15 protein-coding genes are annotated in these 16,208 nt (G+C 73.5%); 4 read left to right on the top strand and 11 right to left on the bottom strand.

From position 1 onward, the window contains the following. The first annotated feature begins 86 nt into the window (after positions 1 to 86). On the top strand, positions 87 to 1,577 hold the full coding sequence (locus tag P3T41_RS10000; protein ID WP_280689300.1) for a glutamate synthase subunit beta: 1,491 nt from the start codon (positions 87 to 89) through the stop codon (positions 1,575 to 1,577). Between the two features lie 36 nt (positions 1,578 to 1,613). On the opposite strand, the gene P3T41_RS09995 is transcribed toward P3T41_RS10000, so the two are convergent. Further along, positions 1,614 to 2,516: a hypothetical protein gene (locus P3T41_RS09995; protein ID WP_280689299.1), complete on the bottom strand. Its 903-nt coding sequence runs from the start codon at positions 2,514 to 2,516 to the stop codon at positions 1,614 to 1,616. Between the two features lie 261 nt (positions 2,517 to 2,777). On the opposite strand from P3T41_RS09995, the gene P3T41_RS09990 reads away from it, so the two are divergent. Further along, positions 2,778 to 3,869 carry a right-handed parallel beta-helix repeat-containing protein gene (locus tag P3T41_RS09990; RefSeq protein WP_280689298.1) on the top strand — a complete coding sequence of 364 codons (1,092 nt, stop codon included), beginning with the start codon at positions 2,778 to 2,780 and terminating at the stop codon, positions 3,867 to 3,869. Positions 3,870 to 3,957: 88 nt separating this feature from the next. Continuing rightward, on the top strand, positions 3,958 to 4,989 hold the full coding sequence (locus P3T41_RS09985) for a methyltransferase (protein WP_280689297.1): 1,032 nt from the start codon (positions 3,958 to 3,960) through the stop codon (positions 4,987 to 4,989). A 237-nt stretch (positions 4,990 to 5,226) separates the two neighbouring features. Here P3T41_RS09985 and P3T41_RS09980 read toward each other — a convergent pair whose 3' ends face one another. The 10 genes from P3T41_RS09980 to P3T41_RS09935 are packed head-to-tail and all read right to left on the bottom strand — an operon-like array spanning position 5,227 to position 14,324. Further along, positions 5,227 to 6,612 carry an acetyl-CoA carboxylase biotin carboxylase subunit gene (locus P3T41_RS09980; RefSeq protein WP_280689296.1) on the bottom strand — a complete coding sequence of 462 codons (1,386 nt, stop codon included), beginning with the start codon at positions 6,610 to 6,612 and terminating at the stop codon, positions 5,227 to 5,229. 35 nt (positions 6,613 to 6,647) lie between these two features. Further along, positions 6,648 to 7,241, bottom strand: a complete 594-nt coding sequence (locus tag P3T41_RS09975) for a biotin/lipoyl-containing protein (RefSeq protein WP_280689295.1) — start codon at positions 7,239 to 7,241, stop codon at positions 6,648 to 6,650. Continuing rightward, positions 7,238 to 8,944: an acetyl-CoA carboxylase, carboxyltransferase subunit beta gene (accD, locus tag P3T41_RS09970; protein WP_280689294.1), complete on the bottom strand. Its 1,707-nt coding sequence runs from the start codon at positions 8,942 to 8,944 to the stop codon at positions 7,238 to 7,240. The genes P3T41_RS09975 and accD overlap by 4 nt, the downstream gene beginning before the upstream one ends. Positions 8,945 to 8,978: 34 nt before the next feature. Beyond that, a complete protein-coding gene (locus P3T41_RS09965; RefSeq protein WP_280689293.1) occupies positions 8,979 to 9,311 on the bottom strand; it encodes a TcmI family type II polyketide cyclase in 333 nt (110 codons plus the stop codon). An 18-nt stretch (positions 9,312 to 9,329) separates the two neighbouring features. Further along, entirely contained in the window at positions 9,330 to 9,815 is a 486-nt protein-coding gene (locus P3T41_RS09960) for an SRPBCC family protein (protein ID WP_280689292.1), read from the bottom strand. A gap of 1 nt (position 9,816) precedes the next feature. Beyond that, positions 9,817 to 10,074 (bottom strand): acyl carrier protein, encoded by a 258-nt coding sequence (locus P3T41_RS09955; RefSeq protein WP_280689539.1) that lies wholly within the window; start codon positions 10,072 to 10,074, stop codon positions 9,817 to 9,819. Between the two features lie 55 nt (positions 10,075 to 10,129). Continuing rightward, positions 10,130 to 11,386, bottom strand: coding sequence for a beta-ketoacyl synthase N-terminal-like domain-containing protein (locus P3T41_RS09950; protein WP_280689291.1), 1,257 nt, complete (start codon positions 11,384 to 11,386; stop codon positions 10,130 to 10,132). Next, positions 11,383 to 12,651 (bottom strand): beta-ketoacyl-[acyl-carrier-protein] synthase family protein, encoded by a 1,269-nt coding sequence (locus P3T41_RS09945; RefSeq protein ID WP_280689290.1) that lies wholly within the window; start codon positions 12,649 to 12,651, stop codon positions 11,383 to 11,385. The genes P3T41_RS09950 and P3T41_RS09945 overlap by 4 nt, the downstream gene beginning before the upstream one ends. Next, positions 12,648 to 13,076, bottom strand: coding sequence for a cupin domain-containing protein (locus P3T41_RS09940; protein ID WP_280689289.1), 429 nt, complete (start codon positions 13,074 to 13,076; stop codon positions 12,648 to 12,650). Before P3T41_RS09940 ends, P3T41_RS09945 begins: the two co-directional genes overlap by 4 nt. A gap of 3 nt (positions 13,077 to 13,079) precedes the next feature. Then, entirely contained in the window at positions 13,080 to 14,324 is a 1,245-nt protein-coding gene (locus P3T41_RS09935; protein WP_280689288.1) for a SchA/CurD-like domain-containing protein, read from the bottom strand. Positions 14,325 to 14,560: 236 nt separating this feature from the next. Between P3T41_RS09935 and P3T41_RS09930 the strand changes: the two genes are divergently transcribed. Continuing rightward, positions 14,561 to 16,189 carry an FAD-dependent monooxygenase gene (locus P3T41_RS09930; RefSeq protein WP_280689287.1) on the top strand — a complete coding sequence of 543 codons (1,629 nt, stop codon included), beginning with the start codon at positions 14,561 to 14,563 and terminating at the stop codon, positions 16,187 to 16,189. The last annotated feature ends 19 nt before the right edge of the window (positions 16,190 to 16,208 follow it).

Genomic DNA, 16,208 nt, shown 5'->3' with positions numbered 1-16,208 from the left:
GGGTTGAAAGGCGGAGGAACGAGCATAAACGGGCCAAAAGGGGGCGGGTGACAGGCGCCGGATCTCAAGGTTGACGGAGGCCGCCGATGGCCGATCCGAAGGGCTTTCTGACCACCCCGCGCCGCCCCAGGACTCGTCGTTCGGCCACCGCGCGGGTAGCGGACTGGAACGAGGTCTACGAGGGGCAGAGCCTGCTGCCGATCGTCGGCGGGCAGGCCGGGCGCTGCATGGACTGCGGCATCCCGTTCTGCCACGACGCGTGCCCGCTGGGCAACCTGATCCCGGACTGGAACGACCTGGTCTACCGCGACGACTGGCAGGCCGCCGCCGCCCGGCTGCTGGCCACCAACAACTTCCCTGAGTTCACCGGCCGCCTCTGTCCGGCGCCCTGCGAGAGCGCCTGCGTGCTCGCGATCGACTCCGATCCGGTCTCCATCAAGAACGTCGAGATCACCATCGCCGAGCGCGCCTGGCAGCTGGGCCACGACCGTCCGCTGCCGCCGCTGGACCCCTCCGGGCACCGCGTGGCGATCGTCGGCTCCGGCCCGGCCGGCCTGGCCTGCGCCCAGCAGCTGACCCGGGCCGGCCACCGCACGGTCGTCTACGAGCGGGCCGACCGGATCGGCGGCTTGCTCCGCTACGGCATCCCGAACTTCCGCCTGGAGAAGCACTACCTGGACCGCCGGATCGAGCAACTACGCTCCGAGGGAACCGAGTTCCACACCGGGGTCACGGTCGGCAGCGACGTCTCGGCCGCCGAACTGCGCGCCGGGTGCGACGCCCTGGTGATCGCGGTCGGCGCGACCCGCTGGCGCGAACTGCCGGTGCCGGGCCGCGAACTGGACGGCGTCCACCAGGCGATGGAGTACCTCCCGCTCGCCAACCGGGTGGTGGAGGGCGACTTCGGCACCCCCGCGATCGACGCCGAGGGCAAGCAGGTGGTCATCGTCGGCGGCGGCGACACCGCCGCCGACTGCCTGGGCACCGCGCTGCGCCAGCACGCCGGCGCCGTCACCCAGCTCGACATCAACCCGCGCCCGGGCGAGCACCGCACCGCCGGGCAGCCCTGGCCGGTGTACCCCAGGACCTACCGGATGACCACCTCGCACGAGGAGGCCGAAGCCCTCACCCGCACCGCCCCGCAGGCCGGAGCCGACGCCCGGATCTTCTCCGCCACCACCCTGCACCTCGAAGGCGACCCGCACGGCCACGTCACCGCCCTGCGCCTGGCCGAGGCCGAGCCCGCCGACCGCCGGCCGCGGACCGGCACCGACCAGGTGATCCCGGCCGACCTGGTGCTGCTCGCCCTCGGCTTCCACGGCCCGGACCCGGACAGCCCACTGCTCCAGGACCTGTCCCTGGACCTCACCGACGACGGCACCATCGCGCGCGACACCCGCTTCGCCACCCACCACGACGGCGTCTTCGTGGCGGGCGACGCGGGCCGCGGCCAGTCCCTGATCGTCTGGGCGATCGCCGAAGGCCGCTCCGCGGCCGCCGCCGTCGACCGGTACCTGACCGGCCGCACCGCCCTGCCCGCCCCGATCACCGCCGCGGACCGCCCCTTGACGCTCTGACCCGGGCCCCGGACGGCGCGGATCCACCGCTGCCCCTCACTGCAAGGTGACGATCCGGTGCATGCCGAGCACGGCGTGCATGAACCCGAGCCGCTCGTCCGGCACCGTGCAGATCAGCGCGTAGCTGCCCGGCTGGAGACCGTGCGCCTGGATCGAGGCGCTGTGGTCCGGCGACAGCACACCGAGGCCGGTGGCCGGGCCGGTGAACGGGGACTTCGGCTGCCGGCCCGCGGCGATCCCGGCGTAGTAGATCCGCAGGTCCTCCTCGGTGGTCCCCGGGGCGACCGGGCGCAGCTGCAGCTCGTGGAGTTCGGCGGACTCGTTGTGCACCAGGTAGGCCAGGTGCGCGTGGTCCATGTCCTCGGTCTGGAACCGGGGGCCGGCCGCCTCGTCCCGTTCGATCACCATGCCGTCGTCGAAGCGGGCCTGGTTGGCGCTCTGCCCGCTGGTGCCGACCAGGTCCAGGCGCTTCATCACCGGATGAGCCGGGTCCGCCTGGAACGCCGTCAGGTCCAGCAGGTAGACGGCGCCCGGGGCCACCTCCTCGGTGAACTGCTCGTGGACGGCCGAGGTCACCATCGCGCCGCCGAGTGCCTCCGCCTCGCCGCGCACCGCCCGGATCCCGGCCGCCGCCGTGCCGCCGGTCACGCTGAACGAGTCCGCGAGGTCGTGCAGCACCTTGTCGATGGTGACGCCGGCGTGCGGGCGCAGCAGCTGCAGCTGTCGCCCGGCCGCGTCGTCGGTGGCGATCCGGAAGCTGACCAGGCCGCCCTGGTGGCTCTCCGGCGCCTGGATGCCGGCGGCATTGAAGGTCACCTCGATCGGGTGGTCCTCGGGCGAGGCCGCGTTGGCCGGGCACGTTGCGCCGACCACCGCGGTCAGGGTGAGGGCGGAGACCGCGACGGCCCGGGTGGCACGGCTGCGCAGCTGCTGCGACATGGAAGTCCTCTCGACGTGTGGTGCACGATCGATCCCCGGTCGAGCCGCACTCCAGCGGCCCCGGCGCAGAGATGATCCGATCGGCGTACCGGCGAGACGGCGCGGAGAGTGAGCACGAGTGGCGCGCTGTGATGAGCGCCCATAGCTTCGGGTCAACGGACACGCGCAGCCGGGCATCGAGCGCGGCGTCGCCGGCGGACTGCGACCCGTCCGCCGCTGAGCACGGAGACTCCTTGCCAGGGTCCTGGAAGGCAGGAACTCATGCCCACACGACGGCCCACACGACTGCCCACCCGGCGGGCGCGTCAGCTGGCGGGCGCCGCCGCCGGTCTGCTCATCGGCCTGGGCACCGCGCCGCCCGCACACGCGGCGACGGTCCGTGTCGTCCATCCGGGCCAGTCGATCCAGCAGGCCGTCGACGGTGCCCGCCCGGGGGACACGATCCTGGTGCTGCCCGGCACGTACCACGAGAGCGTGCTGCTCACCGCCTCGGACGTGACGCTGCGCGGAGCGGGCCGGCTGACCGTGCTCAGCCCGCCGGCGGACCCGGCTGCCGGGTCCGCCAACGCGTGCGCGCAGGCGGGCGCCGGCATCTGCGTCACCGGATCGGCGGGTCACCGGCTCACCGGTGACCGGATCGAGTCGCTCACCGTCTCGGGCTTCGCGAAGAACGGCATCTCGGCCTCGGAGACCGACCGGCTGACCGTCCGTGAGGTGCTCGCCGAGCGCAACGGTTCGGAGGGGATCAGCCAGGAGAAGTCCACCCGGGGCCGCTTCCAGGGCAACGTGTCCCGGGACAACGGCCAGGCCGGCATCTTCCTGGCGAACATCGCCTACGGCAAGGGCGGCGCGATCGACACCGAGGGCGCGGTGATCAGCGACAACCAGCTCTCCGGGAACCGGATGGGCGTGGTGGTCCGGCGGGTGCGCGACCTCACCGTCGAGCGCAACGCGATCACCGGCAACTGCGGCGGCGTCTTCGTCGTGGGCGACGACGACCGGCCGCGCACGGGCGCCCTGAGCGTCAGTCACAACCGGGTGGACCGGAACAACAAGTACTGCCCGCCGAGCGACATGCTGCCGGCCATCCAGGGCGCCGGCATCGTGCTGACCGGCGTCGAGTCCACCCTGGTGGCCCACAACCAGGTCGACGACAACACCGGCAGCACGCCGATGTCCGGCGGCATCGTGCTGTTCCTCAGCTACAACGGCGGCCCCAGCGCCGACAACACCATCAGCCGCAACGTCGCCACCGGCAACGGCCCGGCCGACCTGGCCGACCGGGACGGCGGACCCGGCAACGCGTTCACCGAGAACCAGTGCCGCGTCTCCCAGCCCGCCGGTCGGTGCTGACCGGCCGGCAGTCGACGGACCGACCGCCGTGCTCTGCCCAGGAAACCCCCGAACCCATCACGAGAGACTCGAAGAGATTGGCGGCGTCATGACCACCGCACCTTCCAACGTCGCACCCGCGGACATGCGGCTGCGCGAACTCGTGTTCGGCGCGGCCTGTGCCGCGGCCGTGCGCGCGGCAGCCGGCCTGAGAGTCGCGGACGCTCTCGGCGACACTCCGGCCACGGCCGACGAACTGGCGACGGCGCTGGGCATCGAGCCGCGGCCGCTGGCACGTCTGCTGCGGGCCCTGTCCTGCTACGGGATCTTCGCCGAGACCGCGGACGGCGGCTACGTCCATACCGAGATGTCCCGGTTGCTGCGCGAGGACGCTCCCGACAGCCTGCGCTACATCGCCCTCTGGTGCACCGCCCCGTGGACCTGGGAGGCCTGGCCGCGCCTGGACGACGCGGTCCGCTCGGGCGCGAGCGTCTTCCCCGGCCTGTACGGCAAGGAGTTCTTCGACTACCTGCACGACGACGCCTCGGACTCGGCCCGGGTCTTCGACAAGGCGATGACCCACTCCAGCCGTCAGTCCGCCGATGACATCGCGGCCTTCGTCGACCTGACCGGCGTGGCCTCGGTGGCCGACATCGGCGGCGGCCAGGGGCACGTGCTGGCCGGTCTGCTGGAACGCTACCCGCAGCTGCACGGCACGCTGCTGGACCTGCCGGCGGTGGTGGCGCACGCCGATCCGCGCCTGCGCGACGGCGGCCCGCTCGCCTCGCGGGTCCACCTGGTGCCGGGCGACTGCCGCACCGAGGTCCCGGTCCAGGCCGATATGTACATCATCAAGAACATCCTGGAGTGGGATGACGACAGCACCCGCCGCACCCTGCGCAACGTGGTCAAAGCCGCGCGCCCCGGCGCCCGGGTGCTGGTGATCGAGAACCTGGTCGACGACAGCCCGTCCATGCGGTTCACCACGGCCATGGACCTGTTGCTGCTGCTCAACGTCGGCGGCGCCAAGCACTCCAAGGACAGCCTGCTGGCGCTGATGGCGGAGGCCGGTCTGGAGATCGGCGACGTCCGTCCGGTCAACTCCTACCTGCACGCCTTCGAGAGCACCGTCGCGGGATAGCTCCGAGCCGCGCGGACGGCGGCGGCGGCCCCCCCCTACGGGGCCGGCGCCCCCGCCCGCCGCCGCGGCCACGCCCCCCCCCCGGGGCGCGGGGGGCGGGCCGGGGGGTGGGGGGGGCGGCCGGCGGGGCGGCCGGGGGGGGGGACCCCGCCCGCCCCGGCCCGCCCCCCCCCCCCCCCCCGCGGGGGGGGGCCCCCCCCCCGGGGGGGGGGCCCCCCCCCCCCGCCCGCCGCCGCGTCAACCGACCCGCGCCGGCTCCTCGGTGGCCGGGCCCGTCGCCTCGTGCCTGCTGCCGACCAGCCCGGTGGTGTGCCGGGCCGTGCGGAAGAGCGGGTGCGCGAGCATCTCCCGCAGGAAGCCGAGGGTGGTCCGCACGCCGGATCCGGCGACCTGGAACTCGCCCAGGGCGCGATCCATCCGGGCGATCGCCTGGTCGCGGTCCGGGGCCCAGACCGAGGTCTTGGCCAGCAGCGAGTCGTAGTCGGGCCCGACCCGCCAGCCCGGGAAGGCGTGCGTGTCGACCCGGACGAAGGGGCCGCCGGGTGGCACGAACTCGGCCAACAGGCCCGGCGCCGGAGCGAAGTCGCGCTCCGGGTCCTCGGCGTTGACACGGCACTCGATCGCCACCCCGCGGACCGTGACGTCCTCCTGCCGGACCGAGAGCGGCAGTCCGGCGGCGATGGTGATCTGCTCCCGCACGATGTCGACGCCGGTGACCAGCTCGGTGACCGTGTGCTCCACCTGCAGACGGCAGTTGATCTCCATCAGGTAGAACTCGTGCTCCGGTGTCAGCACGAACTCGAAGGTGCCGGCCCCGACGAAGCCCACCGCCGCCGCACCGCGCACCGCCGCCGCCCGGAGCGCGTCGCGCACCGCCGGTGAGAGTCCCGGCGCCGGCGACTCCTCGATCAGCTTCTGGTGCCGGCGCTGCACCGAGCAGTCGCGCTCACCCAGGTGGATCACCGAACCGTGCGTGTCGCAGAGCACCTGCACCTCGACATGGCGCGCGTCCTCGACGAACCGTTCGAGGTAGAGCCGGTCGTCGCCGAACACCGCCCGCGCGTGCGCCTGCGTCTCACGGTAGGCGAGCCGCAGTTGGTCGGCGCCGCGCACCACGGCCATGCCCCGACCGCCGCCGCCGGCGACCGCCTTGAGGATCACCGGATAGCCGACCTCGCGGGCGAGTTCCTTCGCCTCTGCCGCCGAGGTCAGCGCACCGATGCTGCCCGGCAGCACCGGCAGCCCGGCCCCCGCCATCACCGTGCGGGCCACGGCCTTGTCGCCGAGCTGCTGCATCACCGGCGCGGGCGGCCCGATGAAGACGATCCCGTGCATCTCGCAGATCTCCGCGAAGTCCGGGTCCTCCGACAGGAAGCCGTAGCCGGGGTGGATGGCCTGCGCCCCGGTCTGCAGCGCCGCCTCGATGATCGCCGGAACGCTGAGGTAGCTGCCCCTGGATGGCGGCGGCCCGATGTGCACCGCCTGGTCCGCGAACCGGACCACCGCCGAGTCGCGGTCGGCGGTGGAGTACACGGCCACCGTCCGGATGCCGAGCTCGCGGCAGGCACGGGCCACCCGCAGCGCGATCTCGCCGCGGTTGGCGACCAGGACGGTCGAGAACATCGGACTCACCTCGGTGGTCGGGACGGCCTGGGCACTCAGCGTGCGTCCTCGTCGGCGGCCACCGGCTCCAGCGCGATCAGGCGCTGGTCGAACTCCACCGGCTGGGCGTTCGGTGCGAGGATCTCGACGACCCGGCCACCGGTCTGCGTGGTGATCGTGCTCATCATCTTCATCGCCTCCAGGACGCCGACCGGCTGCCCCGCTTCGACCAGGTCACCGACCCGGACGAACGGCGGGGCATCCGGCGCACTAGCGTGGTAGAAGGTGCCCACCATCGGGGCGCGGACGTAGCCGAGCGCATCCGGCGCCTCGGCGTCCGGGCCGGCCGCCCGCTCGTCGGCGGCGGCGGCGGCCAAGGCGGCCGGCGATACGGACGCGACGGGGCCGGCGACCGGATCGGGCCACTCCACCTCGACGGTGGTCTGCCCGTCCTGCAGGCGGATCCGCCGGGGCGGGGCCCCGGTGGCCTGGGCCAGTCGCACCACGTTGCGGCACAGCTCGTCCAGCGCCACACCGCCCGAGGGCAGCGGCCGTACCGGCCTGGGCGCATCCACGTCCCCGTCGGCCCGGCGGTCGCTCTCGCGGCGCTCGCCCGCCCGGCGTTCCCACTCGGCACGTTCTGGCTTCACAGGGCCCCTCCTTCAGCACTCGGGTCGGGGTCGAGACCGAAGCGGTGGAAGCGGCCGCCGCGTTCGCGGAGCAGCCGTTGCGGCTCCCACGACTCCAGCTCCTGCAGGGCGGCGGTCACGGCAGCACCCAGCAGCGCGGCAGCTTGCGAGTGATCCGTATGCGCACCTTCCGGTGGCTCCGGCACGACTCCGTCCACGATACCGAGGCGGAGCAGGTCCCTGGCGTCGACACGCAGAGCCGCCGCCGCGGTCGGCGCCGCCTGCGCGTCCTTCCACAGAATGGCCGCACAGCCCTCGGGACTGATGACCGAGTAGATGCCGTTGGCACAGATCAGCACGCGGTCCGCGACGGCCAGCGCCAGCGCGCCGCCGCTGCCGCCCTCGCCGGTCACCACGGCGACGATCGGCACCGGCAGCCGCGACATCAGCCGCAGGTTCTCGGCGATGGCGACCGCCTGGCCGCCGCGCTCGGCGTCCGGCCCCGGGTTGGCCCCCGGCGTGTCGATCAGCGTGACCACGGGCAGGCCGAGCTTGGCCGCCATCCGCATCAGCCGGGCCGCCTTGCGGTAGCCGCTGGGACTCGGCATGCCGAACTTGCGACGCTGGCGTTCGAGGAGGTCGCTGCCGCCCTTCTGATGCCCGATCAGCATGATGGGCCGGCCGTTCAGCCGGCCGGGCCCACCGACCACCGCCGCGCAGTCCTCCGCGATCCGGTCGCCGTGCAGCTGGTGGAAGCCGTCCAGCAGGTGCGTGGCGTAGTCGAGGGTGGTGGGCCGCTCGGGATGGCGGGCGAGTCGCACCGCCGTCCAGGCGTCGGTCTGCGGCAACTCCTCGGCGCGGCGCAGGATTCGGCCGCCGTCCTGCCCCGCCGGGGCGGCGCCCTCGGCGGCGGGCGCGTGCAGGCCGAGCAGTTGGGCGAGCGTCGCCCGCAGGGCGGCCCGGGGCACCACGTCGTCGACCAGCCCGTGGTCGAGCAGGAACTCCGCGGTCTGGAAGCCCGGGGGCAGGCTCTCGCCGATGGTCTGTTCGATCACTCGCGGCCCCGCGAAACCCAGGCGTGCGCCCGGCTCGGCGATGATCACGTCGGCGAGCGTGGCGTAGGAGGCCGCCACGCCGCCGTAGGTCGGGTCGGTGATCAGCGAGAGCACCAGGATGCCCGCCTCGTCCAGCTCGGCCAGCGCCTGACTGGTCTTCGCCATCTGCATCAGGGAGAGCACGCCCTCCTGCATCCGCGCCCCGCCCGAGGCGGTGATCAGCAGCAGCGGGATCCGCCGCCGCAGGCTGGTGCGGGCGGCCTCGGTGATCAGCGCGCCGACCCCGCACCCCAGGCTGCCGCCGAGGAAGCGGAAGTCCATCGCGGCGGCGACCACCGGCCGGCCCTCGATGGTGCCCTGCACGCAGAGCACCGCCTCGCGCAGGCCGGTGGCGGCCTGCGCGTCCGACAACCGCTCCGGATACGGCCTGGTGTCCACGAAACCGAGCGGATCGCTCACGCACTCGACATGGTCGAGCGGCTGTGCCGAGCCCGGGTCGAGCAGCTGGTCCAGCCGCTGCTGCGCGGTGAGCCGGGCGTGCGAGCCGCAGTCGGGGCACACCTGCAGCGCCCGGCTGAACCGCTTGCCGTAGATCAGCGTGACGCAGCCCTCGCACCGGATCCACGGGGCGGCGGCCGGGGCGGCCGGCGAGTTCTCTGCCTCGATCACGAGGGTGTCCTTCCAAGCTGCCGGAGCAACACGGTCACGCGGTGGTTCCGCGCTCCCAGCGGTAGAACTCGCGGGCCATCGCGTCCTTCGGCTCCCGCCAGGTCTGCGGGTCGTACGCCTGGACGTAAGCGGCGAGCCGCTCGCTGACGCTGCGGAACTCCGGATGGCCGTTCAGTTTGGCCACCTGGGGGCCGGGCGGCTGCTCGGCCTCGATCAGATGCAGGTACAGGTCGCCGAACTGGAAGAGGCTGCGGCCGGTCACGCCGATCAGCTGGGGCAGCTCCCCGCGATCGGAGTCCGCGAAGGTGGCGGCGATGTCCTGGGCCGCCCCCGGCTTCATCCGGGCGACGATCAGAGCACGGTGCATGACGATCCTCCTGCGGGCTCAGCGGGGCATGGCCGCGGGGGCGTCCAGGCCCGTCTCGCGGGCATGCTGTTCGACCTTGTCGCGGATCAGCTCCATCTGGATCTTGGAGTTGCGGTTGATGTGCGCGGTCATCCCGGCGTCGTCGACCGGCGCGGTGGGCTTCATCGCGAAGTCCTGGATCCAGCGCATCGAGGTGCCGCCGGTGACCGCCTGGTACTCCCACTTGATGTTCATGTGCTCGAACGGGCCGGTCTCCACCCGGCGGGCCAGCACGGTGAGCGCCGAGCGGTCGGCGTGCCGCTCGGAGACCCAGCTCCAGACCTTGCCGTTCTCGTCGGGGTGCATGGTCAGCCGGAAGGTGACCTTGTCGCCCGCCCGGTCGAGCACCTCCACCGAGGCATACTCGCTGAACAGCTGCGGCCAGCGCGCCAGGTCGTTGGTCAGGTCCCAGGTGAGCTCCAGCGGGGCCGCGATCAGGATCTTGTTGTCGGTGTGTCCGGTCATCTCAGGCTCCAGCGGTGAGTTGGTCGTTGACGAGGTCGAGGAAGTCCCCCGGGGTCTTGCAGAGTTCCGGCTCGTTGCCGATCGAGTGGCCGTAGCGGTTCTCCAGCTCGGCCACGATGCCGAGCAGGCCGAGCGAGTCGAGGCCGAACTGCTCGAAGGGCGTGTCGGGCCGGTCGGCCATCGCTTGGGGATCGACCGACAGACCCGCCCGCCCCTTCATCAGGGTGGCGAGTTCGTCGAAGGTCACGGGGTCGGTCAGCATCGGGTCTCCTTCGGTCGGGGCTGTGACGATGGATCAGGTGGCGGTCGGGGGGTCAGGGCCGCTCGTCGGTGTCGCGACGGAGCACCAGCGCCGCGTTGCAGCCCATCAGGCCGCGGCTGAGCACGAGTGCGGTCCGCAGCGGGACCCGGCGGGCGTGCCCGGTGACCAGGTCCAGGTCGTGGCGCACCTCGGTGATGTTCGGCGTCGGCGGCACCACGCCGTGCTCCAGCGCGAGCACCGCCGCGGCGACGTCCAGCGCCGAGGCGGCGGAGTAGGCGCGGCCGAAACCGGTCTTGGGCGCCGTCACCGGGACGCCCACGGCGTGCGGGCCGAGCGCGTCGGCGATCGCCAGCGCCTCCGCCTGGTCCGCCGCCGGCACGCCCAGGGCGTCCGCGAACACCACGTCGACCTGGTCGGCGGTGCAGCCCGCGTCGTCCAGCGCTCCCTGGATCGCCCGCGCCAGGCCGTGCCGGGAGTTTTCCCAGCCGTCGGTGCCGGTGAAGGTCGCGGCGTGGCCGGCGACCACCGCCCGGATCCGGGCGCCGCGGCGGCGCGCGGCGCCCTCCTCCTCGACGACGAACATCGCGCCGCCCTCGGCCGGCGAGAAGCCGCAGGCCTCGTCGGTGAACGGCAGGTAGGCCCGCTGCGGGTCGCTCGCCAGGCTGAGTTCGGGGTAGCCGAGCTGGCAGACCACCGAGTACGGGGCCAGCGGCGCCTCGGTGGCGCCCGCGACCACCGCGTCGGTGCCGTGCCGGATGGTCCGGGCGGCATGCGCGAAGATGTCCAGACCGCCGGCCTCATCGTTGGCCAGCACGCCGCACGGCCCCTGGAAGGCGCCGCGGATCGAGATCTGGCCGGTGCTGGCCGCGTAGAACCAGGCGATGGACTGGTAGGGCCCGACGAAGTGCGGGCCCTTGCCCCACAGGCGCTGCAGTTCACCCTGGCCGAACTCACCGCCGCCGGAACCGGCCGCCGTCACCACGCCGATGCCGAACGGCGCGTTCGGGTCGGCGGTCAACTGGGCGTCGGCGAGCGCGAGTTCAGCCGCAGCCATGGCGAAGTGGGTGAACCGGTCGGTCTGGACCAGGTAGCGGTCCTCGATCAGGCCGGCCGGATCGAAGCCGCGGACCTCTCCGGCCACCCGCAGCGGCAGGTGGGTGCAGCCCTCCCGGGAGACCGGGCCGAGCGAGACGGTGCCCTGCTGCACCGCCTTCCAGAAGGCGTCGGTCCCGACGCCGCCCGGCGCCACCACGCCCATGCCGGTGACCACCACCCGCCGCTGCGCCGGCTGCTGCTCCACGCTGCTCATCCCGACCTCCCGTCGGCGTGGGTGAGGACCACCGCGGACTGGAAGCCGCCGAAGCCGCTGCCCACCGAGAGCACGGTGCGCAGCCGGGCCGTGCGGGCGGTCCTCGGCACGTAGTCGAGGTCGCATTCGGCGTCCGGGGTCTCGTAGTTCGCGGTCGGCGGCACCACCCCGTGGGTGAGCGCGAGCGCGCAGGCGACCAGCTCGATCGCGCCGATGGCGCCCAGCGAGTGGCCGACCATCGACTTGATCGAACTCATCGGCACGGCGTACGCGTGCTCGCCCAGCGAGCGCTTGACGGCCGCGGTCTCGTGCCGGTCGTTCTGCTTGGTGCCCGAGCCGTGCGCGTTGACGTAGTCGACCGCGGTGGGGTCCAGGCGGGCCTGGGCCAGGGCGCGATCGATCGCCTCCGACATCTCCCGGCCCTCCTGGGTGAGCCCGGTCATGTGGTAGGCGTTGCCGAAGGTGGCGAAGCCGCGGATCTCGCAGTAGATCCGCGCGCCGCGGTCGCGGGCGTGCTCGAACTCCTCCAGCAGCAGCACGGCGGCGCCCTCGCCGAGCACGAAGCCGTCCCGGTCGGCGTCGAACGGGCGGGAGGCGTGGGCGGGGTCGTCGTTGCGGGTCGAGGTCGCCTTGATCGCGTCGAAGCAGGCCACCGTGATCGGGGAGATCGGCGAGTCCGAGGCGCCGGCCACGATGATGTCCGCCTTGCCCTCCGCGATGGCGTGGAAGGCGTGTCCGACCGCGTCCAGGCCGGAGGTGCAGCCGGTGGAGACGGTCTGCACGGGGCCGTGCGCGCCGATCTCCTCCGCGACCTCGGAGGCCAACGCGCTGGGCGAGAAGGCCCGGTGCAGGTGCCGGCCGGCGCCCCGGTGGTCCACGTCCCAGCGGTCGCCCGAGGCGCTGACCGCCACGTAGTCGTGCTCCAGGCGGGTGGTGCCCCCGACGGCGGATCCGAGCGACACGCCGACCCGCCACGGGTCCTGCAAGCCGAGGTCGAGCCCCGAGTCCCGGACCGCCTCACCGGCCGCCGCGAGCGCGAACTGCACGTAGCGGTCGGCGCGCTCGGCCCGCTCCGGGTCCAGACCGCAGGCCAGCGCGTCGAAATCGCACTCGGCGGCGATCCGCGAGCGGAAGCCCTCGGGATCGAAGAGGGTGATCCCCCGGGTCGCCGTCTGCCCGGAGGTGAGCAGTTCCCAGAAGGCACGCACGCCTATCCCACCGGGCGCGACCACGCCCAGCCCGGTGACCGCGACCCGCCGCGTCACGTCCTCGCCCCCGTCACGTCCTCGGTCGATTCGGCCGTGTGGGTGTCCTCGGTGTCGACGTGGCCGAGCTCGGGGCGGGGGGCCAGCGGACCGAGGTGGAAGACCATCCGGGCCTCGGTGCGGCCCACGTTGCGGAAGCGGTGCCGGACGTCGCGCGGGATCATCAGGCCCTGGTCCGGCCGCAGCGGGTGGGGGACACCGTCCAGATCCACCTCCAGCTCGCCGCTGACCACGAAGACGAACTCCTCGGAGTACGGGTGGTAGTGCTCCCCGATCCGCTCGCCGGGCTGGACGATGGCCAGCCCCATGAATCCGCTGGTGGCGCCCACGCTGGTCGGCGTGAGCAGGGCGCGCAGGTCGCCGCCGCGGCGGCGGTTGGGCTGCGTCTCGTCGAGGTGCACGATGCGTACGGGCTGGCTGGTCATGGGTCACTCTCCGGTGGCAACGGTGGCAGCGGTGGACGGTGCGTCGCCGGCGGTGTGCGACTCGGGTGGTGGGGCGTGGCGGTCGGTGACCAGCTCCATGGCGCAGTCGGCCAGGAAGCGGGTGATCCCCGCCTCGGTGCCCAGGTCCGTCGCGGCGTCCAGGTCCAGGCACTGGCTCAGCGCGGCACTGGCGCGGTCGGGCGCGATGCCGGCCGCCTGCGCGGGGGCCTCCTGGTAGGGGACCCGCAGGTCGACCAGGCGGACCAGGACGCCGTCGCGCAGGAACATCGTGCTGCCCGCGAGCGGTCGGCTCCGGTCGTCGCCGACGACCGCCCGGTCCCGCTCGGCGAGCAGCTGCGCGGCCGCCTCGCCGCGGCCCGGCTTGACCGGGTAGAGGAACGCCAGGCGGATGAGCTCGGCGTCCGCCACGTCGAGGCCGGCCCCGACGTGGTGCACCGCGGGCAGCGCCGCGCGGGCGAAGAAGGCGCGCGCCGACGATGGGTCGCCGAGGTCGCGGGCCTCCTCCAGGTACGGGTTGACCGCTTCCTCGACCGCCCGGACCTCGGGCTGCATGGCGACGTGCCGCAACGCGTTGCCCAGGTCGCCGCGGACTTCGACGGCGCGGACCACGCGGTTGCCGCGCATGAACAGCGAGGTGCGGCAGAGCCGCATGGTGGCGTCCACCTGGGCCTGCGGCGAACGGTAGCCGGCCAGGATCTCGGCCACCGCCCGCTCGCTGCCCGGCTTGACCGTGAAGGTGAGCGCGTGGCGCACCAGGCCCCCGCTGGACAGCGGCGGGGTGGGCAGCGGGTCGGTGCCGGCCACCCGGGGCCGCTGGGGCGCGCCGGTCGGGCCGTGTTCGGCCACCCGGGTGAGCGGCCGGTGCGGCCCCGGCGTCCCGGGCTCCGGGGTCTCCCGGGCGATGACGAAGCGCAGCGAGCGGGTGTCGCTGACACACGCGTGCAGCGGTTCCACCACCGCGCGGTGGGCGGAGCTCTCCACCCAGCTGAGGAAGGGTTCGGCGCTCTCCCACTCACTGGTGATGAGCCATTGGGAGGAGTTGCCGAGCGACTGGCAGAGCTGGTCGCTGATGTGGCCGGGCACGCTGGCCACCTGATGGCGGATCTGTTCATAGGCGGCCAGGAAGTTCTGCTCCTGGCCGTCGTGCACGTCCAGCAGCAGCACGACTCGAAGCCGGGACGTCGCGAGGGTGGCGGGTGGGGCCGGCCTGTCGGACAGGGTCGTCACGGTGCTTGTTTCCTCTCGCTCGATCCAGGCCGCCGAGTGCGTTCCGGGGCCTGATCGCATGCGTTCGATACTACGTACCGCCATGGGACGTGCACGATGCGTGAGTCGCGCGGGTGAAGATCCGGTCAACCGCACCCTCGGCGGGAATAGAGCAGCGCAGGCAGCACGACCCGTCGACCGCGCGCCGCGCGCCCCTCGACGGCCACACCCCAACTCCCGCACGGCTGGAGAGACTCATGACATCGGAAGTCGACGACCGCGTGCCCGTCCTGATCGTGGGCGGTTCCCTGGTGGGGCTGTCCGCCTCGCTCTTCCTCGGTCGCCTCGGCGTCGAGCATCTGTTGGTCGAGCGGCATCCGCGGACCTCGCACCATCCGCGCGGACGCGGCAACAACGTGCGCACCATGGAGCTCTACCGGACGGCCGGGGTGGAGCCGCTGATCCGTGAGGCCGCCTCCGTGCTGGCGGAGAACCACGGCATCCTGCAGGCCGAGACGCTGACCGGCACCGACCAGGAGTGGCTGTTCAAGAAGATCGACCCGGGTGGCGCGCTCTCCCGGCTCAGCCCGTCCGGCTGGTGCCTGTGCAGCCAGAACGACCTGGAGCCGGTGCTGGTGCGCTGCGCGCGGGAGCTCGGCGGGCAGCTGCGGTTCGGCACCGAGCTGGTCTCCTTCGAGCAGGACGGCGACGGGGTGACGGCCGTCGTCCGGGACCGGGAGAGCGGCGACACGCGGACCGTCCGGGCCGACTACCTGGTCGCGGCCGACGGACCGCGCAGCCCGGTCCGGGAGGCGCTCGGCATCGGGCGCAGCGGGCCCGGCGACCTGTTCCACAACGTGAGCATCACGTTCCGGGCCAAGAAGCTGGCCGACGCGGTGGGCGACCGGCGCTTCATCGTCTGCTACCTCACCAACCCCGCCGGGTCCGGCGCGCTGCTGCCGGTCGACAACCAGCAGCACTGGGTCTTCCACGCGCCCTGGCACCCGGACCGCGGCGAGACGCTGGAGGACTTCACCGACGAGCGCTGCGTGACGCTGATCCGGGCCGCCACCGGCGTGCCGGACCTGGAGGTCGAGGTCACCGGCAAGGCCCCCTGGCACGCCGCCGAACGGGTGGCGCAACGCTACGGCGCCGGGCGGGTCTTCCTGGCCGGGGACAGCGCGCACGAGATGTCCCCGACCGGGGCGTTCGGCTCGAACACCGGGATCCAGGACGCGCACAACCTCGCCTGGAAGCTCGCGGCGGTGCTCCGTGGCTGGGCGGGGCCGCGGCTGCTGGAGACGTACGACGCCGAACGGCGGCCGGTGGCGCTGGCGACCGGCGCGCGGGCCTCGGCCCGGTCCGCCGAGCACCGGCACCCGGGCTACGACGTCAGCCCCGGCACCGGCCGGCAGGCGGGCATGCTCGCCGTGGTGCTGGGCTACCGCTACGCCTCCAGCGCCGTGCTCGGCACCGAGGACCGGGCCCAGGCGATCCCGGAGGACTTCCGGCCGGTCGCCGAACCCGGCGGGCGGGCGCCGCACATGTGGCTGACCCGGGCCGGGACCAGGATGTCGACGCTGGACCTGTACGAGCGGTCCCTGGTGCTGCTCTGCGGTCCCGAGGACCGGGCCTGGCAGGCGGCCGGGCAGCGCGCGGCCGAGCGGCTGGGCGTGCCGCTCAGCTGCCACCGGGTGGGGCGCGACCCGGCGGACACCCTGGCGCCGGAGGCCGGCGCCGACTGGGCGGGGCTGCACGGCGTGGCGGCCGACGGTGCGGTGCTGGTCCGCCCGGACGGGTTCGTCGCCTGGCGGGCACCGACCGCCGCCGACGATCCCGAGCGGACCCTGGTGGCGGTGCTGGAGCAGGTCCTCAGCCGGGAGTGACGGCGGCCCGGGGCCGCTG

Origin of the sequence: Kitasatospora sp. GAS204B, from assembly GCF_029892155.1 — a bacterium.
GTDB lineage: Bacteria > Actinomycetota > Actinomycetes > Streptomycetales > Streptomycetaceae > Kitasatospora.
This window is presented reverse-complemented; position numbering and strand designations above follow the sequence as displayed.

What these genes read in the sequence shown, in the direction of transcription:
- P3T41_RS10000 (WP_280689300.1), top strand. Translation starts at nt 87, where the DNA reads ATGGCCGATCCGAAGGGCTTTCTGACCACCCCGCGCCGCCCCAGGACT.
- P3T41_RS09995 (WP_280689299.1), bottom strand. Translation starts at nt 2,516, where the DNA reads ATGTCGCAGCAGCTGCGCAGCCGTGCCACCCGGGCCGTCGCGGTCTCC.
- P3T41_RS09990 (WP_280689298.1), top strand. Translation starts at nt 2,778, where the DNA reads ATGCCCACACGACGGCCCACACGACTGCCCACCCGGCGGGCGCGTCAG.
- P3T41_RS09985 (WP_280689297.1), top strand. Translation starts at nt 3,958, where the DNA reads ATGACCACCGCACCTTCCAACGTCGCACCCGCGGACATGCGGCTGCGC.
- P3T41_RS09980 (WP_280689296.1), bottom strand. Translation starts at nt 6,612, where the DNA reads ATGTTCTCGACCGTCCTGGTCGCCAACCGCGGCGAGATCGCGCTGCGG.
- P3T41_RS09965 (WP_280689293.1), bottom strand. Translation starts at nt 9,311, where the DNA reads ATGCACCGTGCTCTGATCGTCGCCCGGATGAAGCCGGGGGCGGCCCAG.
- P3T41_RS09960 (WP_280689292.1), bottom strand. Translation starts at nt 9,815, where the DNA reads ATGACCGGACACACCGACAACAAGATCCTGATCGCGGCCCCGCTGGAG.
- P3T41_RS09950 (WP_280689291.1), bottom strand. Translation starts at nt 11,386, where the DNA reads ATGAGCAGCGTGGAGCAGCAGCCGGCGCAGCGGCGGGTGGTGGTCACC.
- P3T41_RS09940 (WP_280689289.1), bottom strand. Translation starts at nt 13,076, where the DNA reads ATGACCAGCCAGCCCGTACGCATCGTGCACCTCGACGAGACGCAGCCC.
- P3T41_RS09930 (WP_280689287.1), top strand. Translation starts at nt 14,561, where the DNA reads ATGACATCGGAAGTCGACGACCGCGTGCCCGTCCTGATCGTGGGCGGT.